This window comes from Arthrobacter sp. UNCCL28, assembly GCF_900102805.1.
Classification (GTDB): Bacteria; Actinomycetota; Actinomycetes; order Actinomycetales; family Micrococcaceae; genus Arthrobacter; species Arthrobacter nicotinovorans_A.
This window is the reverse complement of the sequence record NZ_FMWE01000005.1, coordinates 162,343-184,910: the sequence shown is the minus strand read 5'-3', so window position 1 is coordinate 184,910 and position 22,568 is coordinate 162,343. Positions and strand designations below refer to the sequence as shown.

Here is a 22,568-nt window from a genome sequence, read left to right as displayed (position 1 = left end):
CTGCTGTTCTTCTACGTCTGGCGGAAGACGGCGCTGCTACTAGTAGTGAAAGTACCAGAGTAATAGTGTTGGACTCGTGAAAGATGAGAGGCGCAAAGAACTGGGACTCTTCCTCAGGACCCGCCGCAACCAAGCCCTTCGCTCCGATTACGGACTGCCCCCGGTGGGGCGTTCCCGCGAGCGCGGGCTCCGGCGCGAGGAGATCGCGTTCCTCTCAGGGGTGAGCGTCACCTGGTACACCTGGCTGGAACAGGGACGTGACATCAGCCCGTCGCGGCAGGTGCTGGAATCCATAGCGCGGGCCCTCCACCTTTCAGATACAGGGTTGAGTTACGTGCTTTCCCTGGGCGGCTATGCATCTGCCCTGCCGAAGGGGCCGGTGGCGGCCGATGCTCCTGCCCATGTGCAGCGGCTCCTTGATGCTTTGGACCCCAACCCCTCCTATGCCTTGTCGCCGGATTGGGGCATTGCCGGGTGGAACCGCGCCTACGAGGCCCTCTATCCGAACATTGGAACGTTCGACGCCGCCGACAGGAACCTTTTGTGGCTGGTCTTCACCGATCCCTACATCCGGGACCTCCTCCCGGACTGGGATGTGACCAGCAAGCGCTTTTTGGCTGAGTTCCGAGCCGAAACCGGGCAGCGCCTCGGCGATCCGGATGTGGCCTACCAAGTGGAGCGGCTCAAGGCAGCAAGCCCGGAATTCCAGGAGAGCTGGGACCGGTACGACATCCTGGGCTTTGAATCCCGCGAACGACAATTCCATCACCCGGCCGTTGGCGTGCTGCACATGGAACACCACCAGGTCTCGCCCTCGGACAGGCCCGACCTTCACATAGTGGTCTACACCCCCGCGCCAGGGAGTGACGCCGGGGAGCAGATGCAGCGGCTGAGGTCGGTCTCCGGCTAGGGAGAGAGGGCTGCCTCGTCCGAAGTGGCCAATGTCAGCACAGCCTCTTCCACAGTTTCGTGGTCTTCGAGTTCGCGCTCGATCCTGCGCAGGGCCACGGCGACTTCGTGCTCCGGGTGGTCCCCCTGCAGGTCCACTGCCGCCACAAGGTAGAGCTTCCGCGGACCCACGAATTCCAGGTGCAGATAGGTGAGCCGGGCGATGTCCCGGTGTTCCAGAAGCCTCAGTGCCATGGAGCGCTCAATGTCCGGAGTGACACCCTGGCCCACCAGGAACCGCCGGTTGCGGTCGATCAGCACCACGGCAACTATCGCCAACAGGACCCCAACAACGATCGAGCCAACGGCATCCGGCAGGGGTGATCCGGTGATTTGATGCAGGAAAACACCAATGAAGGCCACTACCAGCCCGATCAGCGCGGCAGCATCCTCGGCGAAGACGGCGCGCAGGGTGGGATCGGAGCTGACCAGAACCTGCTCCAGGGTGCGGCGTTCCAGCTGCCGGGCGGCTTTCCTCGTCTGCCGGAAGGCCTGCGCAAAGGAGAATCCTTCCAGGACAAAAGCCACTGCGAGCACCACATACGCGATAGTGAAGTCCGAGGCCGGTTCCGGCTCAATGATTTCCTGGATACCGTGCATGATGGACACCACCGCTCCGGCGGTGAAGAGCCCGAAAGCGGCAAACATCGACCACACGTACGCTTCGCGGCCATAGCCCATCGGATGGCCCTTGTCCCGCGGGCGTTGGGAGCGGCGTTCGGCGATGAACAGGAAAACCTGGTTGCCGGTGTCAGCCCAGGAGTGTGCGGCTTCGGCAGTCATCGACGCCGAACCCGTCAGGGCAGCCGCCACCGACTTTGCCGCCGCAACCAGCGCGTTCGCCACGAACGCGATGATGACCGTGAGCAAGGTGGAGCCGGATTCTGTTCGCTTCTGGGATGCCGCCATAGGGAAACCGTACCCAACCGCTGCCGGAAGGTGTCCCGGCGTCGCATATTTTCCTCAATGGCGGCAGCCCGCGCCAAGCGGACTCCGGAGACTGCTCAGTCGTCCAGAACGCGATAGTTGAAGTTCCTGAACCGCACTTCCCCCGCCCCGGAAGCAAACAGTGCCGGGCGCAGGCTGAGGAGTTCGTCGGCCGTATTTGTGTTGTAACCCTCCACGTTGAAACGAAGTCCATGCCTGGTCCAGTCGATCCCGTCCAGGCTGTAGTACTGGGTGACGATGTGGTTGTCATTGACTATCCGCAGGTGCATGGTCCGGGCTGCAGGGGCTGGTTCACGCCAGTAAGGGATGGCCCTGCCGGCACGGTAACTCGTCATGCGGCCGCCGTCGTGGCCCATGCCGCAGAACAGGCGGTCGCTGTAGTACAACAGCATCCCGCCCTGGGCATCGCCACGCACTTCCATTTCCACCGTGATCTCGTAGCGCTTATCGCCAACAATGCACGTTAGCGGCGAGCTGTCCGAGGGGGCGGTTCCGCGGGACTGCAGGACCAGTCCGTCGTCGAAGGATGCCCGAAGGTATTCATCCTTGGACGGTGAGTGGAACGACCACTGGGTTCCAAAGCGCTCCGTGGAAAAGTCGTCGGACAAGGGAGCTCCGTGGCCCTGGCCGGATACCGGTGAGGCAGCCGGCAGTGGCACGGGAAACGGCACCGGCAGTGGCGCAGGCAACGGTGCTGAAAGGTCTCCCCCGCCTGCCCTGGGCCATCCGTCCCCGTCCCATTCGATGGGTTCCAACAGTGTCTGCCGGCCGAGGGTGGCGAAGCCCTTCTCATAGCCGTGATAAATGCTCCACCATTGGCCGTTGGGGCCCTCAAACAACGTGGCATGGCCCTTGCTCCACCAGGGCTCACTTGCATCCCACGTCCTGATGATGGGGTTGCGGGGACAGTCCTCCCAGGGGCCATTAATAGAGCGGGACCGGGCCACGGTGACCATATGCCCGGTGGGCGGACCGGAGGTGCCGCCAACCGCCGTCGTGAGATAGAAGTACTCGCCGCGGCGGGTCAGTTTTGGCCCCTCCAGTGCGTAGGCCTCAACGACCCAATCGTCGGGGTAGCGCCAGCCATCGTAGGCGTGTTCCACGGGGCCGGCTGTGGCCAATCCGTCGTCGGTAAGCCGGACACGGCTGACACCGCTGAGGAAAAGATAGCGTTTCCCGTCCTCCCCCACCACATGCCCGGGATCGATGTGCCCTTCGATGCCCAGGCTGATGGGCTCGCTCCAGGGCCCGGCCATGTTTTCGGCATGGATGACATAGGTCAGCACAGGCGCTTTGGGGTCCGGGGAGACGGCAGTGGGGATGACCGGAATGTAGATGAAGTACCGGCCGTCCACCTTGCACATGTCCACTGCGAAGACACAGCCGATCGGCGTCGAAAGGGCCGGGCCCAGCGGTTGCCAGTTCAGCAGGTCCTTCGAGTGCCAGATGACCAGTCCGGGCGTGGATTCAAACGACGAGAAGGTCACGTAGTAGTCGTCACCGTCGCGCAGGATTGCCGGGTCCGGGTGGTCCCCGGCAAAGATCGGGTTCAGGTATGTTCCGTCGCCGAGGTCGGCCTGGCGTTGGCCCTCCAGCGCCGCGGCGGAAGTCATTGCTTGGTTTTTCATGCATCCAGTCTTTTCACTAGTGGGGATCATGGGCGGTCTCCGTAGACCAAATGCAGTGGTCCCAGTAACCCTGCGGGCAGGATCCCGGCTTCATTGTTGAACACGGCGGTCATGGGCGGGAAGAGCGTCCCGGTGCTGCTGCGGGCTTCAGCAATCAGCCGGTTGCGCCACGGGTTGGTGACGCTGATCCGGATGCGGTTCATCCCTGGCTTGAGCGCGTTGGTGGACACCCTGTAAGGAGCGGTCCAGAGAATTCCGGACTCTTCTCCGTTGATATTGACCTGCGCTACATCAGAAACCTCGGCGAACTGGATGGCGTGCGGGAGTTCGGGGCCGTGGAGTTGGAAATCAACCTCGTAAGTGGCCGTTCCAGAGAAGTCCACCGCCCCGATTCCGGGATCTGTCCAGAAGGCGGCGTGGGCCAGCTGCACAGGATCCGAGCCCGGGATGGTGAGGGTCCATTCTCCGCTGACCTCCGCGAGCCACTCCTTTTCGGGACGAGGCCCGGCTTCACCCGTGAGGATGAAGAGCGAACCATAAGGGGGCAGCCATACGTCGAAACCCTCTCCACCTTCCGCGGGTGTGAGGGCATGTTGTTCCAGTGTCACCGGGTTCCAGGCAACGAACGTGCCATCGGAGTCCGGCAGGGTCACCGTGGTGCGCAACTCTTCATTGGCTGGGTTGGCGATGAACAGCAGAGGCTGGTCATCACCGAGCCAACGGGCGATCCGCCTTACGCGGGGGTCCCCGATTATCACCCGGGGTGGAAAATGATCCCGCAGCACGGATGCCAGGTCTGCGGTGGCGTAAACTTGGCCGCTGTTCCAGCTGCCCCAGATCGCCTCGCAGAGCCGTTGATGTTCATGAGGGTCGTCAGCAAGTGAGCGCAGGGCCGTTGGACGTTGCCCAACGACCACAGCCCCCTGTTCCACCAGTCGCAGGATTGCGCGCAGCGCGCCTGTGCTCATGCGGTGGCAGGCGCCGCCCAGATAGAGCAGCTTGTAGCGGGAGGTGCCTGCCCGCAGCTCCCCCTCTTGAACATCCAGGACAGTACCGAGTGCGTCCGGGCCGATGTAGTCGTAGTCGTAGTCAACGGGAACATCGTGGTTGAAGGTGTTGCCGAAGAGGGCGGTGACAGGGGCTTCCTCCCCTATGAAGTAGGCAATATCCACCGCCGGCCGGCCCAAGGACAGCAGATGGGAGCACCGGGCCAAGTAGTCCACCCAAGGCCTGGCACTGGATGCCCAGGTTTCGTTGCGGGTAAAGGACTGCCCGAGCGAGGGCGCCAGGGCGATCCCGGGTGGCGGTACCTGGCTGGGTTGGTGCGGGGAAGTATGGAGGCAGAAGCGGGTCACCCCCAAGGTGAGCTGGAGGTCGGCCACGTGCTTCAACGACTTCGGCGAATCACTCCACGGGTTCCGTCCTGAGGTGAAAGCTTCAGCGCCCGTGTGGCTGCGCCCGTAAACGTGCGCCACCGACGACGCCCCTTTCAGGTCCGCCACGTAGGTGGGTGCCGGGCCTCCTTCAGGACTGAAGGTCCACATGGCTCCCATCGGAACGTCTGCGTGCGAGCGCATGGCAAGATCATCGCCGAGCTGCGGCCTGCGGTCTTCCAACGCCTCGGCGTAGTAGATCGCGCCGCGCTTGTGCGCTTCTTCGGACAACGTTCCGTAGTACGACTCAGCGAATACCTCAGCGATCGTCCGCCGGAAATCGGCAAGGAAGAGGTCAGTGGATGCCGGGTCCTCCACCAAAAAACCGGCCACGGAAAGCATCCAGGGGATCATGTCGTAGCCCCGGCGATCGAAGAACCGGTGGTGGAGCTGGTCCGTGATGTTCTGCAGCCCGGCCTCAATGCTGTCGCTCAGGAGGCCGTCAATCGGGGCGTCACCGAACTGTGCCAGATGGGTGGAGATATAGCGCCGCACCCTTTCGCTGTCGAGTTTGTCGACCTCGAGCCCGGTGGCTTTCCGGGAGGGCCGGCCCGTTGGTCTGTCCCGTCAGGGAGGCCCCGAAGCGAATAACCCGCCACGTACCCTCCGGGAGGGGGCTCGAAAGCATTCCCCGTGAAATCCGGCTGCTGACATCAAGGATCCCGGCCAGCGGAACCACCCCGGTTCCTGCCCGCGGATCAGTCTCCAGCTCGTCGTAGTCGGTTGCCGTTGCGAAGCCGCTCTTGGCTTCCCGGTGCGCGGGCATGCCGGCTTCGTAGAGTGCAAAGGTGGTGACCACGTACTCGCTGAGCGGACGGAACACCGGCGGGGGCACCACACCTTTCTCGAACGCTGCCAGGACGGTCGATATCCCCTCACCCTGCAACAGCACCCGGAAGTGGGTACCGCTGACCGGGGCGAAGGACATGCTCCGGGACGGACACTGCGTCGCCGGGAGGGTGCAGACGGTGACGTAACCGCCGTCGTCATTCCGGACCTGAAGCGTGGCACTGGCGGGCGGAGCCGCGCCGAAGCCGTGGGGGCCAGGGAGCTCGATGACGCACGAACGCACCGTCACCGGCGCGGCAAAGGACTGTTCGACCCAGGCGACCGAATGGTTGTCAGGATCGCGCGCCAGGCGGAAACCTTCGACGACGGCGGCATGGCCGACGCTGACCGCTTCGGCGGGTGAATCGGAGGTGCGCACGAAAGCGGGCTCCAAAGCATCGTGGACGCTGTGGAACGGGATGGCCAAGGCAAACAGGTCTTTCGCATCGCCCGAGCCTCCATCCGGCTCAACTCCGGGGCCCGATCCCCATTTTGGGATGTCCTGGTACGGCCCTGCGACGTCCGGCAGATCGTTGAGCTGGGCCGGTTCGCCGCCTTCGACCACAGTCTGCGACCACACCAGCTTGCGCATGGCATCGGCCTTATCAACCCACGGAGCCCCCGAGGCACTCCAACCGGCCGATGTGGCAACAGTGAAGTCCAAGCCGAGCTCGTGGGCGGTAGTGACGGCAACGTCAATGGCTTCGCGCCACTGCTTGCTTCCGGGAATCACGGCTTCCTCCACCACGAGCGGATTCCCCAGCGCGCCGTCGAAGGCCTGGACGCCCCGGACGCCCACCGAGTGGAGCCAGCGGAGGTCAGCGCGGATGCCTTCATGTTCTACGTTGCCGTCCATCCAGTGCCACCAGGCACGTGGCCGCGCCGAATCCGGGGCATCGACGAACTCACTCCAGAAAACTTCGCCCGATTGATGTTTCCCGGTCATCCCGTTCACGTGCGCATTCCGGATTCGCTCCGGGAAGGTGATGGCAGGCTGAGGCCGGCACCATAGGGGTAGAGCGGATCTTCGGTGTCGTTGGGCACGTCAGGATGGGAAGCTTCGACGGCGGCCATGGACCGGGGAAGCTCAATCGGCAACCGGCCTTTGGGCGGGATAGCGCCCGTCAAGGCGTCGAACAGGGCAGCGTCGGAGGCACCGAAGTTGGCGGTGATGGCCGAGGCAATGTCCTCGAAGGGGGTCAGGATTCCTGCCCGTTCCAAGTAGACGTCCAGGATGACAGGGAGTTCTTCTGCCAGGGCCCTCACCCGCGCGATGTCCTCCTCCGGGAAGTCGAGGCTTCCCTGGTGCGTCATGGCGTCCAGGAAGTACTCGTTGCGTGGTTCGTAGGGGACCGTGAGGCGGACCAGAGCTACGTCGCCATCCTTCGCGTCATCCACAAGGGTGACCCGATCCCCAACGACATCCGGGTTGACGCCTTCGACATATACCCGGGTGTCTGCCCGCAGCGGCAGCAACCCATCGTCCTTGAGGATCGTCACTGATTCCGCCTGGGCGCGGTGGCCGGCGTCGCGGAACCGGGCCGAACCGACCACCGCGCTGACAGCATCCGCGTCAACGTAGGGATTGTCGAAGAGACCGAGCTCGAATTTAACCCGCAGGATCCTCAGCACAGAAGCATCAACCCGTTCCGGGGACAACCTGCCGTCGGCCAGCAGCTCAAGCACCAACTCGGTGCAGGATTCGCCCCCAAGCTGGTCCACACCGGCGTCGAAGAGCTTCTCCACCCGCTCCAGCGGGCTGAGGTGCTCCACGCCCCACGCTTTGGCAGGGAAGGGCAGGCCGAAGACCTCGAGGTCCGTGACCAGCTGCCAGTCAGTGAGGATAACCCCCTCGAAGCCGAGCTGCCCGCGAAGAAGGGAGGTGATCAGATACTTGTTGTACGAAAAGCCCACCTCCTCCACTTCGATACCGTCGATAACCAGGTCTTTCGCCAGTGAGTAGTAAGGCATGATCGCGCTGGTGCCGGCGGCGATCGCCTCCCGGAAGGGGGCCAGGTGCTCTTCGAAGTTGCCGCCGGGGTAGACCTGGGCTTTGCCGGAGGGGAAGTGTGGGTCCTCACCGTCTTCCTGCGCGCCACCGCCCGGGAAGTGCTTGGCGGTGCAGGCGACGCTCGTGGAGGACAGCTTTTGGCCCTGCAGTCCTGCGATGAGCAGCGCACCGTACTCCGAGGCAACGGCCGGAATTGAACTGAAGCTCTGCAGTTGACGGGCCCAGCGGGGATCAGATGCCAGGTCAAGTTGTGGATGAAGGGCCGCGCGGAGTCCGACCGCGACGTACTCGCTCCTGGCCGTCTGTGCGAAGTCGCTGACGACGGCGGCCTCGCCGAGAGCGGCCAGGCCCATGGGCTCGGGCCACTGCGAGAATGAGCCGGCGGCAAAGGCCATTCCGTCATTTTGTGCGAAACCATGGCGGGGATCGGTGCCAAAAGTAATGGGGATCCCGTGCGGGGTGAGCTCGGCGAGTTCCTGCATGGCGTTCTGCCAGCGGGCCATGTGCTCCGCCGAAGGGAAGTGGCCAACGTTGAAGTGGTTGATGGACCTGCCCACCACAAAGTCGCGGGGAGTCTCGGGCCCGAAGGGGCTGGCGGCATCGTGGTCCCCCGGCTCACCGACGACCATGACCGTGTTGAACAGCAGTCCGACTTTTTCTTCCACCGACAAACGCGACAGGAGATCCTTGGCGCGCGTTGCCGCATCCAGGCGGGGATCTTCGTAGGGATCCAGTACACCGTTCCCGTTCAAGTCCCGGTACTGGACACCGTCTTCAGTGGTTGAAACAGATCGCCGCACGCGGCCTCCTTGTGTGATGGGTTTCATATAGTTTATCCGATGACCGGTAAAAGTTGCTAGACTTTTATTGTTTGGCGACGCGAAGCTGGAGGATGATGGCACGTGGAAGTGCCCGAACCGGCTTCGCTTTGCGGACTGGATTCATCACCACGGCACTGACGCGGTGGGCGACGGCATGCAGGAAGAGATCTGATGGCAATAGAGCGATACACCGGACTGGCATCCGTACTGGAAACCATCCGGTGGGAAGACGGCATAACCCAAGCCACACTGACCGACCAGGTGGGCCTGGGCCGGAGCGTCGTTGCCGAGCGGGTTGCAGAACTCGAACAGATCGGGCTCATCCACTCCCCCGGCCGCGCCCCCTCTACGGGAGGCCGGACAGCAAAGCTCTTGTCCCTCAACGCCCAGGCGGGCTACGTGGTTGGCGTGGACATCGCATCAAATGAAATGGTCGTCAGCGCCTCGGACCTTGCCGGCGCCCTGCTCGGCACCCGCCACCGGGAACTATGCGACGTCGGCGAAGGGCCCGCCCGGATCCTGGACCAAGTCAACGTGATCATCCAGGAAGTGGTCAGGGAACAGGGCCACAACAACATGCTCGGAATCGGCGTGGGCCTCTCAGGGCCGGTCAATTTCGATACCGGCACCCCCGTTGGCGTGCCGGTCCTGCCCGGCTGGGACGACTACCCGGTGCGGGAAGAGTTCGCAGCGCGGTGGCCTGTTCCAGTATGGGTCGACAACCGCGTCAACCTCCTCGCCCTGGCTGAGATAGAGAGCAATCCGCGGGCGGCCAAGGCAAAGCACCTGCTCTATTTCGGAGCCGGAGCTGGAGTTGGAGCCGCCCTCATCACCGACAGCAGGCTGTACAGGGGCTCGCATGGACTGGCCGGCTCCATCGGGCACGTCGCCGTTCCCGAAGCCGGGGTAGTTGCCTGCAGGTGTGGACGCACAGGGTGCCTTGAAGCAGTCACCAGCGGGTGGGCGATCGAACGGGATGGCCTGATGCTGGCCGAAACCGGGCGCAGCCCCTACCTGGCGAAAGTGTTCAAGGAATCCGGGCGCGTTCGCGCCTACGACGTCACGCTGGCCGCCGAGCATGGGGACGCCGCGGCGACTGAACTGCTCAGCCGGACCGCTGCGCTCCTTGGCAGCAGCCTCGCAACGCTTGTCAGCTTCTTCGCGCCGCACATGCTGGTTGTGGGCGGTGGCATTGCCCGGGCGAAAGACATCGTGCTCAAGCCCATCCAGCAGGCGGTCCTGGAGCGACTGCCATCAACGGGCGCACCTGACCTGATCGTGGAGTTGTCGGCAATCGACGAACAGGTGGGCGGGGTTGTCGGAGCAGCCCAGCTGGTGCTCGGGGAGCTCTTCTCCAAGCAAAACCTTCCCGGACTCCTCGCCCGCCTGACCGAACCGCTGCCGCGGTCCTTGGAGCAGGACCAGGAGCAGGATCAGGGCCCGGTCACCGAGGACCTGTCCGCCTAAGTCCGCTCATCGGAATAAGTCATTGACTTATTCCGGTCACCGGATTATCTTTGTAATAGACGCCACAAAGCGTCCACTGAGCAACATTGACCTCGACGGCGAGGGAGACCGGGATGAAGCACACCACCTGCATCCCGTGGCCCTGCGCCAGTACAGCATTCAAGGAATCCGCAGGATTTCCTGTGAAGCAAGGCGCCTTCCAGAGGCATTCCAGCCAGCATTTACCGCCATACCTATCCATCTCCGTTGCGTCGTTGCCGGAGACCAGTCGAATCCCTCGAAGCTGAGCTTTCGACGCCTTGTCTAGGAGAAACATGCGCAAATTAGTCGGCATTGCTGCCGTCACAGCCGTCATGGCGCTTACCGCCTGCACCGGTTCTTCACCTGGCGGTTCCGCCGCCCCCACCGAATTGGACATTGCAGCCATTGCGCCGCCCGAGTCCTTCTCTCCGGGCAACTTCGGGACCGGCCCCACCACCCAGTTCCTCCAGCCCGTCTACGACTCCCTCTTCAGGAACACCAACGAGGGAGAACCCGCCGAGAACATCGTGACCAAGTGGTCTTACGATGACACCCGGACGAAGCTGTCCCTCACCATCAGGGAAGGCGTCAAATTCACCGATGGCACACCCCTGGATGCGGCTGCAGTCAAAGCCAACCTGGACTCGGCCCGCAAGGGGACGGGCGAAGCCGGCGGCCAGCTGCGCTTCATCCAGGAGGTAACCGTCACCGACGCCACCAACCTCATGGTCACCCTCTCCGCTCCGGACCCCTCGCTCGTGCCGAACCTGGGCGGAACCGCCGGTGTCCTTGCCAGCCCGAAGGCCTTGGGAACACCGGCGCTGGACACCACTCCCATCGGTTCCGGCCCTTACATCCTGGACGCAGCAAAATCCCAGACCGGCATCAAGTACGTCTACACGCGGAACGCTGACTACTGGAACGCCAAAGACTTCCCGTTCGACACCGTCGAAGTCACGGTCTTCAACGACAACAACGCAATCCTCAACGCGCTGCGCGCCGGTGAAGCAGACTTCGCAGTAGTGACCGATAAGGATTCAAACAGCCTCAAGTCCGCCGGCCTGAATATCCAGACCAGCCCCGCCTACACCACCAGCGGCCTCTACTTGTTCGACCGCAAGGGTTCCCTGGTTCCTGCGCTCGCCGAGCCGAAGGTCCGCCAGGCGATCAACATGGCCCTGGATCGCGACGCCATCCACGCGAAGGTCTTCGGCGGTAAGGGCAAGGCCACCAGCCAGGTCTTCAGCTCCACCAGTGATGCGTTCATTCCTGAGCTGGATAAGAAATACCCCTTTGACGTCAACGCCGCGAAGAAGCTCCTGGCCGACGCCGGCTATGCGAACGGCTTCACGCTGCCGATGCCGGATGTATCCCCCGTCTACCCCGACCAGCAGGCAGCGGTGACCGAAGCGCTGACCGCCATCGGCGTCACACCGCAGTACCAGCCTGTGAACGGCCAGACCTTCATCTCCGATCTCCTGGCAGGAAAGTACCCGGCCGCAATCTTCGGACTCAACAGCCCGCGTCCGTGGGATTTCGCGCAGATCGCGCTCACGCCTGAATCCTTGTGGAACCCGTTCCACGTCTCCGACCCCACCGTGGTTGACCTGATCAACAAGGCCCAGGGCGAAACCGGCGACGCACAGACCGAAACGTTCCGGAAACTGAACACCTACCTGGTGGACCAGGCCTGGTTTGCCCCGTACATCCAGTCCGACAACGTCTTCGCAAGCACCACTGAAATCACCGTCACGCCGCAGCGCTATTCCACGCTGCCGCCGCTCTGGGGCTTTACAGCCTCGAAGAAGTAGGTGGGTGGCCGGCCCGTTCCCGGGCCGGCCTCCCCCTGCCAATCCATTCATCTTCCGAAGCCCAAGGAGCTGCGTGCTGATGTTTATCCTTCGCCGCCTGGCCTCAGGACTGGTGCTCATGTTCGTTATTTCCACAGCGACGTTCTTCCTCTTGAACCTCACGGGGCAGGACCCTGTACGCCAGGTGCTGGGGCCTGTGGCTTCGGCCGAACAAGTGGAGGCCAAGCGCCAACAGCTGGGCCTTGATGAACCGTTGATCACCCAATACTTCCAGTGGCTCGGATCGGCCGTGCGCGGAGACTTGGGCCGGTCCTGGTTCACCAACCAGCCCGTAGGGGAATTGCTTTCCCAAACACTTCCTCCCACCTTGTCCATGGTGATCGGATCACTGATCCTCGCCGCCTGTTTCGGAACGTTGATCGGGGTTACCGCGGCGTTGCGCCGGGGCCGCCTGGATCGCGGCCTCCAGGTGGCATCCACCCTGGTCCAGGCAATTCCCGGCTTCCTGGTAGCACTGGTCCTGGCTTTGGTTTTCGCTGTTCAACTTCGCCTGCTGCCGGCCACGGGGTTCACGGCCTTCACCGACTCCCCCGGCAAGTGGCTGGCCTCCATCACGCTCCCGGTCATCGCGCTGGCGTTGGGTTCCTTGGCTTCCATTGCCCTGCAGGTCCGTGGATCGATGATCGATGTCATGCAGCAGGACTTTGTCCGGACACTTCGCAGCCGGGGCCTCCCCGAGCGAAGCGTCGTGGTCAAGCATGCCTTGCGCAGCGCAGCGGGTCCGAGCCTCACAACCGTGTCCCTGATGTTCATCGTGGCCATCTCCAGTTCGGTGATCATTGAGAAAGTTTTCAACATCCCCGGAATCGGCACCCAGGCCAACAACTCTGCCGGCCGCGGCGACCTTCCCGTTGTGCTGGGGATCGTCCTGGTCACGGTGGTCCTGGTGGTCGTCGTCAACCTCCTCGTCGATCTGGCACAAGGCTGGATCAATCCGAAAGTTCGTGTCTCATGACCGATAACCTTGTCACCGGCACCCGAAAGTCGCTGGAAGTGGTCGGCTCCGCACCCCAGGCCGACAACCTGTTCAAGAAGTTTCTGCGTGAACCTGCCGCAGTGATTTCACTGGTGTTCCTGGTCCTGCTCGTCGTAGTGGCGGTCCTCGCACCGTTGATCTCCTCCTACGACCCCACCGCCACGCGCCTCGCTGATGTGCTCGCGCCCCCTTTCACCCCTGAGCATCCGCTGGGCGCTGACGGCGTGGGCCGCGACGTCCTGGCAAACCTCGTGTACGGCGCCCAAACCAGCCTTTCCAGCGCCGCGATCGTCATCGCCGTGAGTTTGCTGATCGGCGTACCCACCGGACTCCTGGCCGGTTACCGCCAAGGATGGATCGACGGCGTCAGCATGTGGATCAGCGGTGCGCTGCTATCACTGCCGGCCATCGTGGTGCTCCTGGTGGTGCTGGCCCGAGTTGGACGCAGTACCTCACTGGCACTGGTGGTGTTCGGCATACTGATCGCCCCATCGGTGTTCCTTTTGATCCGTGGCTCGGTCCGGGCCGTACGGGAAGAGCTGTACGTGGACGCTGCCCGGGTCTCCGGGTTGAGCGACATCCGCATCATGGTCCGCCACATCCTTCCGGTGGTCATCACGCCCACCATCATCCAGGCGGCCCTGTTGGCAGGTGCCGGCATCGGCATCGAGGCAGGCATTGCCTTCCTTGGCCTTGGCTCCTCCGACAAAGCCAGTTGGGGCCTGATGCTCAATGACGCATCACAGAACATCTTCAACGCTCCCTGGTTGCTGCTCTGGCCAAGTGTCGCCCACCGGACAGGTGTGGGACGTCAGCGGGTTGTTCGTTGCCGGGAACGGTGTCATCCCCACCCCTACAGCCTGCAACCCCACGTTGACCGGGGTGGCCCTGGCCGTCGCCGGGGCACGCCACATCGCCGAATCAATCAACTCCACGTCCACAGAGAAGTGAGGAAAACATGGTCCTCGAACGAGAACTGATCCAAAGCCGGGGCTTTCGCAACGTCCAGGAGGGAACCGATACTGTCGGCTTCGAGATAGCCCTGCGCATGCCCAACTACCGGGGCGTCTGGGGAAGCCTCATCGACGGCGTGGCTGTCACCGTTGATGGTCAGGAATGGAGCCGGGAAGTACCGCGCTGGAGACTCCAGGGACGCTCTTTCAGCATCCAGGAACTGCGCCAGTCCACCGATGTCCGCTGGCAGCTCGATGAAGTGGCCACCGTCATGGTGCCGCTCGCAGGCGGCCTGGCCGTAGGTGTCCACGATGTTCGCGTTGATATTGCGCTGCACGCACCCTACATTCCGGCTGAATTCCAACCGTCCATTTTCACATCCCAGCGAAAGGTCACGGTCCTCGCATGAGCAACCTCAAGTACGGCGTCTCCCTCTACAGCTACACCGGTGACATCAACACCGTCCTCACCCTCGAAGACGCCATGGCACAAATAGCTGACATCGGCGCCACCGGGATTGAGATCCTGGGCGAAGGTCACGTGCCCAACTATCCGGAGCCGTCCACCGCGTGGATTGACCAATGGTTCGGGCTGCTCGAAAAATACCAGCTGGAGCCTACCAATTACGGGTCCTGGATCGACTCGAGCATGTGGCGTGACCGCGACCTCACCGCAGATGAGGGCGCTGTGATGCTGGCTCGCGATCTTCGGCTTGCCCATCGTCTTGGATTCACCTCAATCCGCCCCAAGATCGGGGTGGTGTCCATGGATCTGCGCCCCCACCCGATCTGGGAGGAAGTGATTGAGCGCAACCTCGATCTCGCGGCCGAGCTGGATCTCATCATTTGCCCGGAAATCCATGCGCCCACTCCCATCAAGCACCCGGTGGTGGACGAGTACATCGCGTTCATCGAGCGAACCGGCTCGAAGAACTTCCGCCTGCTGATCGACACCGGCATCTTCCAAAGGGCAATCACCACCGCCAAGCATGACGGCCTCAGCGAAGAAGCCCAGGAAGAAGGCTGGCGTAAACCCCTTGCCGTTCCCATGTCGGACCTGGTGGATGTTCTCCCGTACGTGTCGTTCATTCAGGCCAAGTTCTTCGACATCAATGATGACCTGGTAGACGGCCAGATTCCTTGGCGCGAGATCCTTCAGACCCTGAAGGAGAACGAGTGGTCGGGTTACCTTTCCAGCGAATATGAAGGCGATCGGCTGCCTTACCGATCCATCGAACAAGTTCGCCGGCAGCATGCTCTTCTGCACAGCCTGGAGGCCGAGATCGCCGGGACGCCGTGACCGAAGTGCGCAGCAGCGACGGCAGCACAGTCCAGATCTCTCCGACTCGTCTCCGGCTCCTCATGGCAGCGCTCCTGGCGGTGTCATTCCTTGGAGCCCTTGATCACACCATCGTTTCGACGTCCTTGGCCACTGTCGCCGGCGAACTCGGAGCCCTCCAGCACATGAGCTGGGTGGTGGTGGGCTACACGCTCGCCAGTACCGTCCTGCTCCCGGTACTCGGAGGGCTTGGCGATCGGGTGGGACCGCGTATGGTCTTCCTCCTTGCGCTCATCGGCTTCGTTGCAGCTTCCTTCATATGCGGCCTCGCGCATGACATGACCCAGCTCGTCGTCGCCCGGGTCCTGCAGGGCATGAGCGCCGCGGGTCTTCAGCTGATGTCGCAGACGATCGTTGCCGAGGTCACCACGCCAAGGCAGCGTCCTGCGTACCTCTCACTGATCGGCGCAGCCTTCCCGGTGGCAATTCTGATCGGGCCGCTCCTCGGGGGCCTGATCACGGACCACTGGGGGTGGCCCTGGGTGTTTTGGATCAACGTTCCGGTGGGGCTTGCCGCACTTCTCCTGGCAGTTATTGCCGTTCCGCACATCGAACCGGCGGGCAAGAAACGGTTCGACGTCGTTGGAGCAGTGCTGCTCACCGCTGTCCTTGTGGCGGTGGTGCTGGCAGTTGCGTGGTTCAGCTCCGGGAACTCCGCAGCATGGATCGCCCTTGGAGCCGGCGTAGCAGCGCTGGGCGGGCTTGTCGTCGTCGAGCGTGGTCAACAGAACCCCATCATCCCGGTTCATTTGTTCCGCAACCGCACCTTCAGTGCTGGCGTGGGACTCTCAGCTGTGATGGGTGCTGGGCTCATTTCAGCCACGGCGTACCTGCCAACGTATTTCCAGATGGCTTATGGCGTGAGTGCCACCATCTCGGGGCTGGTTCCCATCGCCACCGTGCTGGGAATGTTGGTGGGCAATCTGGTGTCGGGCTGGCTTGCGTCGCGGACTGGCCGTTACCGCGTTTTTCCCATCATAGGAACGGTGATGGGAGCACTCGGACTCGGAGCCATGTCCCTGCTCCCGGGGGGTGCGCCGCTGTGGGTACCGGCGTTGATCATGGCGTTCGTTGGCCTCGGCACTGGAGCGTTCATGAGCCTGGCCATTGCGATCGTGCAAGGTGCTGCACCACGCAGTGAACTTGGCGCCGCAACCGCAACCGCCGGACTCAGCGGGCAGATCGGATCCACCGTGGGATCAGCCGTAGTGGGCGGAGTGGTGGGGTTCGGCGTCGCATCGCTCTTGCCAACCGGGCTCGATTCCCAAACCCTGACCCCTGCCTTGGTCCACGCCGCAGACCCCGCCTTGCAGGCTGAGATCGCAGCGATTTACCACGACGTCTTTTCTCCCGTTTTCCTTGCCTTGGCCGGCGTCTACATCCTGGGTTTCATTGCAGCGTTGCTGCTCCCCGATGGACGGCTTTCGGATGAACCAACAGCGGCTGTAACCTACTCCGCCGATCTGGCACTGCAAGCAAAGGACTAACATGACCAACGACATTACCGGGGCGTTCCTGCCGGCATTCCTTCCACCGGCGGCACTGGCTGATCCACCTAGCAACGCGGTAGCCCATAGAGGACTGATCTATGCCTCAATCGACGGCTACCGGGCCCTCGAACTCGACCTCTACGTACCGGCGGACGCCTCCTCCCCGGTGCCACTGGTCGTCTGGATTCACGGCGGCGCATGGATTTTCGGCGCACGCAGCCAACCTCCCGGCGACTGGGACCCCAACCTCGTCTTCCAATCAGCAATCGACGCAGGGTTAGCCGTAGCAACCATCGACTACCGGCATTCGCGCGAAGCACCCTTCCCAGCGCAACTGCACGACTCGAAAGCCGCCGTCCGTTACCTGCGGACGTTCGCACCCCAGCTCGGCATCGATGCTGACCACATCGCAGTATGGGGCGAATCGGCCGGGGGGCACCTCGCGGCGCTCGTGGCTCTCGTCAACGGCCCTGACCTTGAAGGTGATATCGGGGCGACCGGCGTGTCGAGCGACGTCAGAGCCGCAGTGTGCTTCTACCCCATAACCAACGCAGCAACATTGCCGCCCACGTCTGATCTGCCAGTCAATGCCACCCAGCCCCTTACTCCGACCGAAATCATGCTCGAAGGATCACCCTGGCCGTATGAGGAAGGGCTCAGGCGGATGTCCCCGCTGTCCTACGTGCGCTCCGACGCACCCCCGATGCTCCTCATCCACGGGGAGGCGGACCGGCTGGTACCGGTGAGCCAAAGTCAGCAGCTGGCCCAGGCCCTAAAACAAGTAAACGCAGACGTGCACCTGATTACTGTCCCTGGACTTCACCATGTTTTCTACGCGGGCGATCCTGAAGTGCACGTTGGCACGGCAATCGAGTTCCTGGCCGGGATACTCAAGACGCCGTCTCCGGTTTTGGGAACGAAATGACTGCACCAACCGTGAGATGGGGGCTCGCCGGCACGGGAACCATTGCCCGTGAATTCGCGCAGGCCCTTGCCGACGTCCCCTCTGCCTCCCTGGCTGCTGCAGCGTCCCGGACCGCCGCGGCCTCGGGGAAGTTCTGTTCCGAATTCGGCGTCCCCAAACAGCACCTGTCCTTCCAGGACCTTGCCCATGACCCCACCATCGACGCGGTGTACGTTTCCACCCCTGCAGGATTGCATCACGAGCATGCCACTCTGTTTCTGGAGGCGGGCAAACACGTCCTGGTGGAAAAACCCTTTACGTCCACCCACGCCGAAGCCCTCGATCTGTCCCAAACCGCCAAGCGAACCGGGACAGTGCTGATGGAGGCCATGTGGTCCCGGTTCCTTCCTGCGTTCGTTGAGCTGAAGCGGCTGGTGGACGACGGTGCGATCGGAAAGGTCCGGAAGGTTGAAGCGTCCTTCGGTTTCCCGATTCCGGAGGCTGGGCCGCGGGCGCGGCCGCAGTTGTACGATCCCGCCCTTGGCGGCGGAAGCCTGCTGGAGATGGGCGTCTACCCTGTTCAGCTCTCGCACTGGCTCCTGGGCGATGAACCGGCCGTCGCCGCGTTCGGCCGCAGTAGCACCAGCGGGGTGGACCTGGACGCGACGGCGCTTTTGTCCTTCAGCGACGGTGCAACCGGATACATCAGCTCATCAATGTCCACCGTGCTGCCCAATAACGCACGGATACTGGGGACCGAAGGCATCATCGAACTGCCGGCCCCGCATCATTGTCCCAACGAGCTGACCGTTTCACGCTACAACCCCTCAGGGCCGGGGCTCCAGCAGTCCCACACCATTCACGCGCCCATTGTTGGCGGCGGACTCAGGTACGAAATTCTCGAGTTCCATGGGCTTATCGAAGCCGGCAAACCCGAGGGCACCGTGATGCCCCTGAGCGACTCCCTGGCCATCATGCGCACACTGGACCTCATCAGGCACCAGATCCACCAACCGTCCCAGGAGGATCCTCACCGTGAAAGTTAGAGTACAGCCGGAACAGATCCTGGCATCAATGACCTACGCCGAGAAGCTCGCGCAGCTCCAGATCGTCTGGAGGCCCGACTCCGCAGAAGCGGGGGACCTTGCACGAAGCGGTGCCGGTGCGCTTTTCTGGCCCCCGTCGGCGAAGGCCACCAATGACCTCCAACGGATCGCCGTTGAGGAGAGCCGGCACGGCATCCCGCTCCTCATCGGCCTGGACGTTGTCCACGGACAGTTCACCATCTTCCCCACCCCTCTGGCGCAGGCGGCCAGCTTCGATCCCGAAGTTGCCGCAACAGATGCCAGGCTCTCTGCCAAAGAAGCCCGGTCCAGCGGGGTCAACTGGACTTTTTCACCCATGATCGATGTATCCCGGGACCCGCGGTGGGGACGCGTCGTGGAAGGGTTTGGCGAAGACCCCTTCCTCAACGCCGTCTTCGGGGAGGCCAAGATCCGGGGGTACCAAGGTGGGGACCTTGCGTCGAATACGTCCATAGCCGCCTGCGCCAAGCACTTTGTTGGCTACAGTGCGGCAGAAGGAGGCCGCGACTACAACACCACGGACATCTCTGTTCAACGGCTCCGCAACGTGTATCTTGAGCCATTCAGGATCGCGGTCAAGGCGGGGGTTGCCAGTGTCATGGCGAGCTTCAATGCAGTTTCAGGGGTGCCGATGCACGCCAACCGGGAGCTGCTCACCACTGTCTTGAAGGACGAGTGGGGACACGCCGGGATCGTTGTTGCTGACGCCGGTGGCGTCGGCGAACTGGTTGAGCATGGCGTCGCCGCCAACGCGTCCGACGCCGGGCGGCTGGCACTTTCCGCCGGGCTCGATGTGGAGATGGGCGGCTCGTTGCTGAGCGGGGGTGAGCCCCTGATCGAGGAGGGCGTGGTGGATCCCGCGCGCTTGGACGACGCCGTACTCCGTGTGCTGCGGCTCAAGGAAGCGCTGGGCCTGTTCGAGAACCCTTATGTGGACGAGTCCGCAGCCGCAACCGGTCCTGATGAAGCCTCCCTGGCGGCCGCCAGGGCCACTGCCGCCCGTTGCACCGTCCTGCTGAAGAACGACTCCGACGTCCTGCCGTTGAAGCCACGTGGACAACGCGTGCTGGTGGTGGGTCCTTACGCTGAAAGCAAGGACCACCTGGGTGCGTGGGTGCAGTACTTCGCCAGCCCCACCACCACCTCAATTGCCGAATCGCTCGCCGCAGCCCTGCCGGAGTCGGTAGTGACCACCTTGCCCGGTGCCACCTTCTTTGATTCCGATCCCGGCCTTCAGGCTGAAGCAGCTGCTGCCGCCGCTGAGGCGGACCTGGTGATCGTCGCCGTCGGGGAACCCAGTGACCTTTCCGGGGAGGCGAGCTCGCGGAGTTCATTGGACCTGCCCGGAGACCAGGAAAAATTGATCCATGCCATTGCCGGCTCGGGCACCCCATTTGCCGTAGTCCTGATGACGGGCCGTCCGTTGGTGGTCAGCGGATGGATTGACCAATGTCCTGCCCTTCTCCTGGCATGGCACCTGGGCACAGAGGCCGGAAAAGCGATCTCGGATGTCCTCACCGGCACTGTCAATCCCGCCGGCAAACTTCCCATGTCTTTCCCGCGATCAGTGGGTCAAGTGCCCGTCTATTACAACCACGAATCAACCGGCAGGCCCGCCCGCACGGGAGGCTCCCTCGCCCACCAACGGCCGGACGTGGGGCTGACCGGTCCCAACAACACCGATGACTACTTCAAGTCCAAATACCTGGACCTGGAATTGGGCCCGCAATTCGGCTTCGGATATGGGCTTGGCTACACCACTTTTGAGCTGGAGTCGTCCCCGGACCAGGAACTATCACTGACCCTGGACGAGCTCAAAGCCGGAGCGCGGCTCTCTTTTACAACCATCCTTCACAACACCGGGACGAGGGACGGCGAAGAGGTGGTCCAGCTCTATGTCTCCGACCTCCTGGCAAGTGTGACCCAGCCGGTCAGGCGTTTGCGCGGCTTCAAACGCGTGTTCGTACCGGCTGGAGAAGAACGGCGGGTGTCCCTGTCCGTGGGCTTCGATGACCTGGGTTTCTGGACCAACGATCCCGGGACCGGTTACCTCGTGGAGCCAGGTTCCTTCCGGATAGGAATTGGCGACGGCACTGCCACCCAGCTGTTCGACCTCATGGTCACACCCCCTTCCCCAACAGGTTTCCCTGCAGACATCCCTACCCGGCCCTCAAGCATTAAGGACTGACCACCATGCCACACCAGAACCTCCCGCACCTTGAACGCACAGGCAGCCACACCCGCCTCATTGTGGATGGGAAGCCGTTCCTCTGCATCGGAGGCGAACTGCACAACTCGAGTGCATCAAACCGGGATTACATGTCGCCCATCTGGGAGAAGCTGGCAAAGGCCGGAATCAATACCGTGATCGCTCCTGTGTCCTGGGAACAGGTGGAACCAGTGGAGGGGGAACTCGACTTTTCGATCGTGGACAGCCTGGTGGAGGACGCACGATCCACTGGCGTCCGCCTGGTCATGATCTGGTTCGGGGCCTTCAAGAATGCTTTCTCCACCTATGCCCCCAGCTGGGTTCGGGCAGATCGTGAACGTTTCCCTCGCGCTGACAGGGGCGCCAAACCCCTGAAGACACCCTTCTCCTACCCCGGGTCCATGCCGCGGCCAAGCTTGTCTGTCTTCTCCCGGGACCTTTTTGAAGCGGACCGGGCTGCCTACGTTGCCCTGTTGAAGCATGTGGCCACGATCGATCCGGACCATACAGTCATCATGGTCCAGGTTGAGAACGAAGTGGGCCTGCTGGGTGCGGGAAGGGACCACAGTCCGCTCGGCGAGGCCGCATGGAACGCACCGGTCCCTGAGAAATTGATTGCTGCGGTTTACCAAGCTCCGGAATCCTTTGACCAGGAGTTTGTGGAGGCCCTTGGCTTGAGTCCGGACAGCAGCAAAAGCTGGGCGGACTGCTTCGGCGATGACAACCCTGTTGCTGAGGAAACCTTCATGGCGTGGGGATTCGCTTCCTTCGTAGGAGGTTTGGCGGCTGCTGGAAAGGAAGTGCTGCCCCTCCCCGCGTACGCAAACGCCTGGATCGGCCCGCAACGTGGCCAGGACCTGCCCGGCCAGTACCCCAGTGGGGGACCGACGGCCGGCATGGTCCCGGTGTGGCGGGCTGCCGCGCCGGCCATCGACTTCCTGGCACCGGATATCTACGTCCCCAACGCAGAGGAGGTCATGCGCCAATATGCCTCCGCTTCCAATCCCTTGTTCATCCCGGAGGCGCGTTTCCGCGCCGGAGATGCATTCCTGGCAATTGGCGGCTTCGGAGGCCTGGGCTACAACGTCTTCGGCGTGGAAGAAGGCAGGGAAGGCAACCAGTTCAGTGCAGCCTGCTCCATCATTACTTCCCTGACTCCGGAGATTGTGGACGCCCAGCGCGACGACCGGATCTTTGGTTTCGCCCTTGACCCGGACCAGGAGTCCCTCAGTACCACCGTGGCCGGTACCGACATTACTGTCCGTAATTCAAGGAAGCTCCTCGAAGGCATGCTCCTGGACGCAGGTGTGCGGGTCCCCCCGGCGCCGGAACTCCTGGAAGAAACCGTGGCCGCCACCCACGGCCCCACCCCGGGAGACGCACGACCCTTCGGGATGGTCCTTGCCATCAATCCCACGGAATTCATCGTGGTGGGCCAGGGGGCACAGGTGGACTTCCACAAAGCCGGTTGCGACGTTGAGCTTGACTCTGTGAGGGAGTTGACCGCTACCGGCTCCAGGCTGAAGGAAGGACGGTTCCTCAACGGGGACGAACGCTTGGAAATCCTCTCCGACAAGCACATCACCGCCGTGAGGGTCCGTATCCTCGTCAACGCCGGGATCCAGCCGTAAACACA

General features: G+C 62.9%; 18 protein-coding genes and 1 pseudogene. 13 read left to right on the top strand and 6 right to left on the bottom strand.

All coding sequences use genetic code 11. The features are described 5' to 3' along the window. The first annotated feature begins 76 nt into the window (after positions 1-76). Positions 77-910 carry a helix-turn-helix transcriptional regulator gene (locus tag BLQ01_RS15240; protein ID WP_091552651.1) on the top strand — a complete coding sequence of 278 codons (834 nt, stop codon included), beginning with the start codon at positions 77-79 and terminating at the stop codon, positions 908-910. Here BLQ01_RS15240 and BLQ01_RS15235 read toward each other — a convergent pair. From BLQ01_RS15235 to BLQ01_RS15220, 5 genes are all read right to left on the bottom strand, one after another. Then, positions 907-1,857 (bottom strand): cation diffusion facilitator family transporter, encoded by a 951-nt coding sequence (locus tag BLQ01_RS15235; protein WP_091552649.1) that lies wholly within the window; start codon positions 1,855-1,857, stop codon positions 907-909. The two genes, BLQ01_RS15240 and BLQ01_RS15235, sit on opposite strands and share 4 nt — an antisense overlap. 95 nt (positions 1,858-1,952) lie before the next feature. Further along, positions 1,953-3,524, bottom strand: coding sequence for a family 43 glycosylhydrolase (locus tag BLQ01_RS15230; RefSeq protein ID WP_254779483.1), 1,572 nt, complete (start codon positions 3,522-3,524; stop codon positions 1,953-1,955). 26 nt (positions 3,525-3,550) lie between these two features. After that, on the bottom strand, positions 3,551-5,452 hold the full coding sequence (locus BLQ01_RS22560) for a glycosyl hydrolase (RefSeq protein ID WP_254779482.1): 1,902 nt from the start codon (positions 5,450-5,452) through the stop codon (positions 3,551-3,553). Further along, a complete protein-coding gene (locus BLQ01_RS22555; RefSeq protein WP_217638387.1) occupies positions 5,412-6,731 on the bottom strand; it encodes a glycosyl hydrolase in 1,320 nt (439 codons plus the stop codon). Before BLQ01_RS22555 ends, BLQ01_RS22560 begins: the two co-directional genes overlap by 41 nt. A gap of 5 nt (positions 6,732-6,736) precedes the next feature. Further along, a complete protein-coding gene (locus BLQ01_RS15220; RefSeq protein ID WP_254779481.1) occupies positions 6,737-8,596 on the bottom strand; it encodes a glycoside hydrolase family 3 protein in 1,860 nt (619 codons plus the stop codon). 192 nt (positions 8,597-8,788) lie between these two features. Here BLQ01_RS15220 and BLQ01_RS15215 point away from each other — a divergent pair, with 192 nt between their 5' ends. Then, the gene (locus tag BLQ01_RS15215) at positions 8,789-10,084 is read left to right on the top strand and encodes an ROK family transcriptional regulator (protein WP_091552645.1); all 1,296 of its coding nucleotides are present in this window, start codon (positions 8,789-8,791) and stop codon (positions 10,082-10,084) included. Positions 10,085-10,103: 19 nt separating this feature from the next. Here BLQ01_RS15215 and BLQ01_RS15210 read toward each other — a convergent pair whose 3' ends face one another. Further along, positions 10,104-10,400: a hypothetical protein gene (locus tag BLQ01_RS15210; protein WP_026542122.1), complete on the bottom strand. Its 297-nt coding sequence runs from the start codon at positions 10,398-10,400 to the stop codon at positions 10,104-10,106. Here BLQ01_RS15210 and BLQ01_RS15205 point away from each other — a divergent pair. From BLQ01_RS15205 to BLQ01_RS15165, 11 genes and pseudogenes are all read left to right on the top strand, one after another. Continuing rightward, positions 10,399-11,916 (top strand): ABC transporter substrate-binding protein, encoded by a 1,518-nt coding sequence (locus tag BLQ01_RS15205; RefSeq protein ID WP_026542123.1) that lies wholly within the window; start codon positions 10,399-10,401, stop codon positions 11,914-11,916. The genes BLQ01_RS15210 and BLQ01_RS15205 overlap by 2 nt on opposite strands. Positions 11,917-11,995: 79 nt before the next feature. Further along, positions 11,996-12,931, top strand: coding sequence for an ABC transporter permease (locus tag BLQ01_RS15200; protein ID WP_223945407.1), 936 nt, complete (start codon positions 11,996-11,998; stop codon positions 12,929-12,931). Further along, positions 12,928-13,680: pseudogene (locus BLQ01_RS15195) on the top strand (ABC transporter permease); the annotation flags it as partial. The gene BLQ01_RS15200 and the pseudogene BLQ01_RS15195, both read left to right, overlap by 4 nt. 4 nt (positions 13,681-13,684) lie before the next feature. Continuing rightward, on the top strand, positions 13,685-13,903 hold the full coding sequence (locus tag BLQ01_RS22680) for a GMC oxidoreductase (RefSeq protein WP_309803832.1): 219 nt from the start codon (positions 13,685-13,687) through the stop codon (positions 13,901-13,903). Between the two features lie 7 nt (positions 13,904-13,910). After that, positions 13,911-14,315 carry a C-glycoside deglycosidase beta subunit domain-containing protein gene (locus BLQ01_RS22675; protein WP_254779480.1) on the top strand — a complete coding sequence of 135 codons (405 nt, stop codon included), beginning with the start codon at positions 13,911-13,913 and terminating at the stop codon, positions 14,313-14,315. Next, on the top strand, positions 14,312-15,205 hold the full coding sequence (locus BLQ01_RS15190; RefSeq protein WP_254779479.1) for a sugar phosphate isomerase/epimerase family protein: 894 nt from the start codon (positions 14,312-14,314) through the stop codon (positions 15,203-15,205). The genes BLQ01_RS22675 and BLQ01_RS15190 overlap by 4 nt, the downstream gene beginning before the upstream one ends. Then, entirely contained in the window at positions 15,202-16,731 is a 1,530-nt protein-coding gene (locus BLQ01_RS15185) for an MFS transporter (RefSeq protein ID WP_254779478.1), read from the top strand. Before BLQ01_RS15190 ends, BLQ01_RS15185 begins: the two co-directional genes overlap by 4 nt. Before the next feature lies 1 nt (position 16,732). Continuing rightward, positions 16,733-17,659 (top strand): alpha/beta hydrolase, encoded by a 927-nt coding sequence (locus tag BLQ01_RS15180; RefSeq protein WP_091552641.1) that lies wholly within the window; start codon positions 16,733-16,735, stop codon positions 17,657-17,659. Next, the gene (locus BLQ01_RS15175; RefSeq protein WP_091552640.1) at positions 17,656-18,684 is read left to right on the top strand and encodes a Gfo/Idh/MocA family protein; all 1,029 of its coding nucleotides are present in this window, start codon (positions 17,656-17,658) and stop codon (positions 18,682-18,684) included. The genes BLQ01_RS15180 and BLQ01_RS15175 overlap by 4 nt, the downstream gene beginning before the upstream one ends. Next, on the top strand, positions 18,674-20,911 hold the full coding sequence (locus BLQ01_RS15170; protein ID WP_254779477.1) for a glycoside hydrolase family 3 N-terminal domain-containing protein: 2,238 nt from the start codon (positions 18,674-18,676) through the stop codon (positions 20,909-20,911). Before BLQ01_RS15175 ends, BLQ01_RS15170 begins: the two co-directional genes overlap by 11 nt. Before the next feature lie 5 nt (positions 20,912-20,916). Then, complete coding sequence (locus BLQ01_RS15165) at positions 20,917-22,563, top strand: GH35 family beta-galactosidase (RefSeq protein WP_091552637.1); 1,647 nt, start codon at positions 20,917-20,919, stop codon at positions 22,561-22,563. The last annotated feature ends 5 nt before the right edge of the window (positions 22,564-22,568 follow it).